This is a genomic window from Brevibacillus sp. SIMBA_040 (genome assembly GCF_046535075.1).
In the GTDB taxonomy this organism is placed as follows: Bacteria; Bacillota; Bacilli; order Brevibacillales; family Brevibacillaceae; genus Brevibacillus.
Window position 1 is genome coordinate 1 of sequence record NZ_JAWRXI010000432.1, and the last position, 232, is coordinate 232.

The 232-nt window shown below is 36.6% G+C and carries 1 protein-coding gene; it reads right to left on the reverse strand.

The window, feature by feature from the left end:
* Positions 1-232, reverse strand: a 232-nt coding sequence (locus tag SB752_RS33335) for a hypothetical protein (protein ID WP_410719648.1), incomplete at both ends; no start/stop codon positions are given.

The window sequence follows — 232 nt, forward strand, 5'->3', positions numbered from 1 at the left end:
GGTTTCCGCCAAAGTAAGCTTTACTAATGACATTGCTTTTTTTAACATAGGAAGGCTTTGAGGTTATTTTACCCATCGTGTTAAAATTATATTCCTCATCCGTGTATTTGTCCAGTTCGTAATCATAGAGTTCCGCTGTTAACAGGGTGTTTTGTTCATTGTAAATTTCTTTTTTAGATAATAGCCCGCCTTTGGTGACATTATAATACGGCCAGAAATACTGCGGTTCTTG